The sequence below is a fragment of the Pseudomonadota bacterium genome (genome assembly GCA_022361155.1).
Taxonomy (GTDB): domain Bacteria; phylum Myxococcota_A; class Polyangia; order Polyangiales; family JAKSBK01; genus JAKSBK01.
The window spans coordinates 1-3,427 of sequence record JAKSBK010000476.1; the positions used below are offsets into that span (position 1 = coordinate 1).

Here is a 3,427-nt window from a genome sequence, read left to right on the forward strand (position 1 = left end):
CGAAGCCCAGGCGCTGCTGCAGATCCTGCAGGCCCGCGACATCCCAGCCAACGCGGAACAGCGGGCGCGAATCCTCAGCTGCACCGACTTGGAGCAGCTGAACACGTGGATCCGACGCGCCCTACAGGTCAGCAGCGCGGCCGAGCTGTTCGAGTCCTAAGGGCCCGCGGAAGAATAACTCGTCGAGACCGGCCGCGCAGGGTGGATGCGATCGCGTGCGCGCCCGGAGGAAAAACCGCAGGAATAGCAGCGCTATTGCGAGGATTCTTGCGAGGACGAAAGCCGCGAGCGCGCCGCCCTGCACGGCCGCAACCGATCGAGTTATTCTTCGGCGGGCCCTAAGGGCCCTAGGGTCTTACTTACCCCTGAAGCGGGGTTTGCGCTTGTCGTTGAATGCGCGCAGGGCTTCCAGCCGGTCCTGGCTTTGCAGGGTCCTTTCGTATGCGCGTCGCTCGAAGGCCAGCCCTTCAGAGAGCGGTAGGTCGGCGGCTGCGTCGATCGCCTCGAGCGCAGCCGTAAGGGCCAGAGGCGCGGCCTCGGCCAGCTGCTGGGCGATGGCCAATGCGGCTGCGACGGGATCGTCAGCCAAACGGTGGACCAGGCCGATGCGGTGGGCCTCGTTGCCATCCACACGTCGAGCGAGCAGGATCAACTCCTTGGCTCTGGCCTCGCCTACGATTCTGGGCAGACGCTGGGTGCCGCCTCCCCCCGGGATGATGCCGAGAGACGTCTCCGTGAGGCCCAGCCGTGCGCTGGGAGAGGCGACGCGCAGGTCGCAGGCCAGAGCAAGCTCGAGACCTCCGCCAAGCGCAAGCCCGTGGATCGCCGCAATCACCGGCCTCCGGCAACGGTCGACACGGCCTATCACCTCGTTTACCAGCCGCAGGAAGGCACCCACTTCGCGCTCGGACATGCGAGCTCGCTCCTTGAGGTCGGCGCCCACGCAAAACGCGCGCTCGCCCGCCCCGGCGATCACGACCGCCCGCACCGTGGGGTCCGAATCCACGCGCCCGACGGCTTCAAGCAAGAGCTCGGCGCCGCTTCGGTTCACCGCGTTTAGCACGTGGGGCCGGTTCAGGTGCCAGATCTCGATCGAGTCCAGATGCTGTTCGATAAGGATCGGATCTGCGTTCTGCATGGTGGCTCTGCGTGGTCAGCGAACGCCGACAAGATAGTAGCCCGCCAGCAGGAAATCAGCCCTTGACGCGTGCCTCACGAGCAGATGACGATCCCGGGCATGACGCGAGATACGCTGCTGCAGATCCTGAACAACTGCCAGGGGGTGGCGCCGGCCACGGAGGCACACGGTTTCGAGGTGGCGCAGGGCCACCGCCTAACGCTGTTCCTGGGCGAGCCCGGCAGCGCCATGGCGCTGACCGACGTAGCTGGGCTGAGGCTGCAGCCCGAGTTTGTTGAAGCCCGCACGCGCGAATCGGAGACGCTGTACGTCGGCTACGACGCGGTGCATGCGCTGCGCCACCGCACAGGACGCGGCGGCGATGGGGGCCGAGCAGGCTTTGGTTGAGGGCCGTCCGCACATGCCAGTGCCCGGCCCGAGACTCCGGACCGAGCATGGCGCTGCGCTGCGGGGTCGGATGGCGCGCTGGCGAACCGAGGAAATGTAGCGCGGGCGGTTGGAATCGAGCAGGATCGAGCGTGAGGCAGTGGGGGCAGACGGCCTCGCGCCGCAAGCCAGGCGACGGGAGCGAGTTTCGGACCGGGCACATGCTAGGATGAGGCATGCCAGGCACGATCCTCGTAGCGGACGACGAACGGGGATTGCGCCAAATGCTGGGTGTGCTGCTGCGGCGTGCGGGCTACGATGTGACTCTCGTGGGAGGCTGCCAGGCGGCTGCTGAAGAACTCGCAGCCAAGCCGGCCAGGTTCGACGTGGTGATCACCGATCTGGCAATGCCGGACGGCTCCGGCATGTCGGTGCTCGAGGCAGCCGCGCAAAGCGACGAGAGCATCCAGGTGATCATGATCACGGCCTATGCCACCACGTCGCAGGCAGTTCAGGCGATGCGTCAAGGCGCCTACGACTACATCCAAAAGCCCTTCAAGAACGACGAGCTGCTGGCGGTGGTAGAGAAGGCGATCGAGAAGCGCACGATCGTCGAACAGAATCGAGCGCTGCGGGCATACGTGAGCGCGGGGTTCCGCGCCGGGGCGCTGGTGGGCAGGAATCCCGCGCTGCAGCGCGTGATGAACATGGTCGGACGGGTCGCAAGCGCGCCGGCCAGCGTGTTGATCACCGGCGAGAGCGGCACCGGCAAGGAGCTCGTGGCTCGGGCGCTGCACGAGCAATCGAGTCGCGCGGACAAGCCCTTCGTGGTGGTCAACTGCGGTGCCTTGCCCGAGGCGCTCATGGAAAGCGAGCTCTTCGGTCACGAGAAAGGGGCTTTCACGGGTGCCACGGGCGCCAAGGAGGGTCTGTTCCGAGCCGCCCATCAAGGCACGCTCTTTCTGGACGAAGTCGGGGAGCTGCCCCCTTCCCTTCAGGTCAAGCTGCTGCGAGCGCTTCAGGAACGCAAGGTGCGCCCGGTGGGAAGTCACAGCGAGGTCGCTGTCGAAGTGCGCGTGGTTGCGGCGACCAACCGCGACATCAAACGAGCCGTGGCAGACGGCGAGTTCCGGCAGGACTTGTACTACCGCCTCAACGTGATCGACCTGCACCTGCCACCGCTCGCCGAACGCCCCGAAGACATCCCCTTGCTGGCCGAGCACTTCTTGCAGAAACACTCCGCTTTGCAGAACAAGCGCCTGGGCGTGTCTCAGCCGGCCATGCGCTGGCTGCTCAGCAGGCGTTATCCCGGCAACGTGCGCGAGCTGGAGAACATCATCGAGCGAGCCGTCACCCTCGCGGCAGGCCCCGAGATCGAGATGGCGGACTTGCCCGCCGGCGCCAGCGTGCCTCCACCCGGGCTGCCGCGGGCGTTGATCCCCGGCTCCGACTTCGACCTTGACGCGCACCTGGGTGCGGTTGAGCGTCACTATTTGCTAGAGGCTCTGCAGCGCACAGGCGGTGTTCGCAGTGCGGCGGCTCGACTCCTCGGAGTCAGCTTCCGTTCGATGCGCTACCGGCTGGCCAAGTACGGATTCAACGAAAGCGATCCAGAAGAGCGCGAGCCCTCGGACGCGCCCAAAGCATAGGCTGGCTCGTTATTCGGCGTGGTTTCCCAGCGAGCCCTCGGACGCGCCCAAAGCATAGGCTGGCTCGTTATTCGGCGTGGTTTCCCAGGACCACTCGAGCGGCCACGCTCGCACAGCGGAGCACGTGAGGCCTGATTCGCTCGGCCTGCACACTCACTCGCACAGCGACTGGCAAAGCAAGCGGCCGTGGCAAAACAAAAACGCGATCACGGCCGTATACGTCCTAGAACTGGTGCCCTACCCGTTCCGGAGGTCTGAATTGCGCCTAGTATCC

3 protein-coding genes are annotated in these 3,427 nt (G+C 66.0%); 2 read left to right on the forward strand and 1 reads right to left on the reverse strand.

Annotated elements, in window-relative coordinates; genetic code table 11:
• Positions 1-355: 355 nt before the first annotated feature.
• The gene (locus MJD61_18020; GenBank protein ID MCG8557161.1) at positions 356-1,138 is read right to left on the reverse strand and encodes an enoyl-CoA hydratase-related protein; all 783 of its coding nucleotides are present in this window, start codon (positions 1,136-1,138) and stop codon (positions 356-358) included.
• A gap of 99 nt (positions 1,139-1,237) precedes the next feature.
• Here MJD61_18020 and MJD61_18025 point away from each other — a divergent pair, with 99 nt between their 5' ends.
• Together MJD61_18025 and MJD61_18030 are read left to right on the forward strand one after the other, a co-directional pair.
• The gene (locus MJD61_18025) at positions 1,238-1,525 is read left to right on the forward strand and encodes a hypothetical protein (protein ID MCG8557162.1); all 288 of its coding nucleotides are present in this window, start codon (positions 1,238-1,240) and stop codon (positions 1,523-1,525) included.
• 215 nt (positions 1,526-1,740) lie between these two features.
• On the forward strand, positions 1,741-3,153 hold the full coding sequence (locus MJD61_18030; GenBank protein MCG8557163.1) for a sigma-54 dependent transcriptional regulator: 1,413 nt from the start codon (positions 1,741-1,743) through the stop codon (positions 3,151-3,153).
• The last annotated feature ends 274 nt before the right edge of the window (positions 3,154-3,427 follow it).